Annotated in this window: 2 protein-coding genes and 1 pseudogene; 1 reads left to right on the forward strand and 2 read right to left on the reverse strand. The window is 65.9% G+C overall.

Annotation, left to right across the window (positions count from 1 at the left end; all coding sequences use genetic code 11):
- Positions 1-97: 97 nt before the first annotated feature.
- Positions 98-895: pseudogene (locus ACFYY1_RS43220) on the forward strand (IS3 family transposase); the annotation flags it as partial.
- A gap of 367 nt (positions 896-1,262) precedes the next feature.
- On the opposite strand, the gene ACFYY1_RS43225 reads toward ACFYY1_RS43220, so the two are convergent.
- Both ACFYY1_RS43225 and ACFYY1_RS43230 read right to left on the reverse strand, forming a co-directional pair.
- Complete coding sequence (locus ACFYY1_RS43225) at positions 1,263-1,682, reverse strand: ankyrin repeat domain-containing protein (RefSeq protein ID WP_388595598.1); 420 nt, start codon at positions 1,680-1,682, stop codon at positions 1,263-1,265.
- Positions 1,683-1,703: 21 nt separating this feature from the next.
- Positions 1,704-2,060: a hypothetical protein gene (locus ACFYY1_RS43230; RefSeq protein WP_388595599.1), complete on the reverse strand. Its 357-nt coding sequence runs from the start codon at positions 2,058-2,060 to the stop codon at positions 1,704-1,706.
- Positions 2,061-2,297 lie beyond the last annotated feature (237 nt).

The raw sequence follows: 2,297 nt of genomic DNA on the forward strand, positions 1-2,297 counted from the left end.
ACGTCGGGAGCGGCAGCCTTGGGCATACTCGGGGATCAGCCCACGAAGTCGTGCCAGGCATGCCGAGTCGAAAGATCCGCCGGACAGGCCCTAGTGGTCGGCTGCGGACCGGGCTGCCCGGCAGGCGGCCGAGGCGAGGCTGGCCGCCCGGATACGGGCGGTGCACCAGGAATCGGACGGCACCTACGGAGCCCCCAGGATCACCGCCGAGCTCCGCGAGACGAGCGGTGGGGCGGTCAATCACAAGCGGGTCGCGAGAATCATGCGGACGTTCGGGATCGAAGGGGTCCGGTTGCGCCGTCGGCACCGCACCACCGTTCCCGACCCGGCCGCGGCCAGGGCGCCCGACCTGATCGGCCTCGACTTCACCGCCGCCGCTACGAACACGAAATACGTCGGCGACATCACCTACCTGCCCATCGAGGGCGGGAAGTTCTGCTACCTGGCCACCGTCATCGACCTCGCATCGCGACGTCTGGCCGGCTGGGCGATCGCCGCCCACATGCGTGCGGACCTCGTCACCGACGCCCTGGCCGCAGCCGTCCGTACCCGAGGCAGCCTTGCCTGATCGGGCATACACACCGACCACGGAGCCCAATACACGAGCAGGCCCTTCGCCGAAGCCTGCAGGTCAGCAGGGGTTCGGCAGCACATGAGCGCGGTCGGCTCCAGCGCCGACAACGCACTCGACGAGTCCTTCAACTCGCCCTTCGAACGCGAAACTCTCCAAGGGCGAAAGAGCTGGCCAGACGAGAGCGAAGCCCGACTCGACGCCTTCAGATGGCTCCACCGCTACAACACCCGACGCCGACACTCCCGCCTCGGACAACAATCACCGATCGCCTTCGAGAACACCCTCCACCACACACCAACTACGCTGGCACCAGCTGCCTAAACCGTGTCCAGGATTCGGGGTCAAGGCCCGTCATCGAAATCACGTCACCGGAAGTGACATAGCAAGAACCAGCAGCTCAGACGCAGTCTCACACTCACGGGGAGTGGCTTTCACGCACTCGGAACGTCATTCGAGCGTCACGGCCGAAATGAATCAGCCTTGCTCGAACACCCTTTCCGCACCAACGCGGTCACCCGCCACATCGACCACGGGTCTGCCTACACGGCACCCGACCCGCCGGGAACTTCACGCTTTGCGCACCCAGAACAAACCCGTGAACAACCCCGGCCAGGGTCGACGAAGCGCATAGGGGCACCCCCAGCAGCACTCGGCAAACCGGAGGTGCCGACCGTCCGGTGGGGACGGCTCAAACGGTAAGGTTGCGCAGCCGCGCCAGGACGGTTTGCCGCACCTCGGTGTCTTCGCTCCAGCCCTGTGCCCAGTCGAGCGCCGAGCCTCCACCCGACTCCCTCAGGTGCGGGTCGGCTCCATGACACAGCAGCAGCTCGACGAGGGGCAGGTTCGCCTTGGCAGTGGCTGCGGCAAGTGGCAGTCCGCTGCGCCACCCCCGGGATTCGGCGTTGGGCGAGGCCCCGGCCGCCAGGAGCAGCTCAGCGCAATGGTTTTCGCCTTGGACGGCGGCGAGATAGAGCGGTGTGGCTCCGTCAGGGTCGCGGGTGTCGGGATCGGCCCCTTGGGCGAGGAGCCGCTGGAGAAGGCCGACGTGTCCGTCACCGGCAGCCGCTGCAAGCCTCTTCGGTAGCTTCTTACGCTTTCTATTGTTCACGTGTTTCCACGGGCGCGGGGCCTACCGCCTGGAGCTGCGGAAGGTGCAGTGGTGCGCCCGGTACCCCTTTCCGTACTTCTTGCTGATCTGGGCCTGTACATCTCGCTGGGCGGCCTTTTCGGCCTCCGACTTGCTCTTCCCCTTTCCGGTGCCCTTGAGCTGCTTGTCGCCGTGGTCTCCACTTCCGATCTTCTCGACACCACAGACGGCGGTGGAGTACCACGTCTTGGGCTTGGCCATGGTGGCGTCGGAGGCTTCGGCGGTTCCGGTGAGGGCTAGCAGGGCGCATGTCGCTGCTGCGGTCCAGCAGGCGATGGACTTCTTCACGGTGCCTCGCTTTCGGTTGGTGGGGTGGGCGTGGTAGCGCCCGGCGGACACGATGGCATGCGCAGAGGACGGGATTGGGCGGCCGTTCAAGGCTGGAGTTGACGCGCGAAACGGTTCTGCGCCCATCGTCACGGGGGGTGGGCGACTCTTGCGGGGCGTGGTGGTTTCACACCTTTGCGTGAGGTGGACCGAGTGAGGCTGATCCTTTGGAGTGGACACCCTGACAATGGATCTTGATGGTCCAGGGAGGGATGTCCAGGTGGGACGTAAGTCTCCGTATCCGGAGGA

Origin of the sequence: Streptomyces sp. NPDC001890 (assembly GCF_042891445.1) — a bacterium.
In the GTDB taxonomy this organism is placed as follows: Bacteria; Actinomycetota; Actinomycetes; order Streptomycetales; family Streptomycetaceae; genus Streptomyces.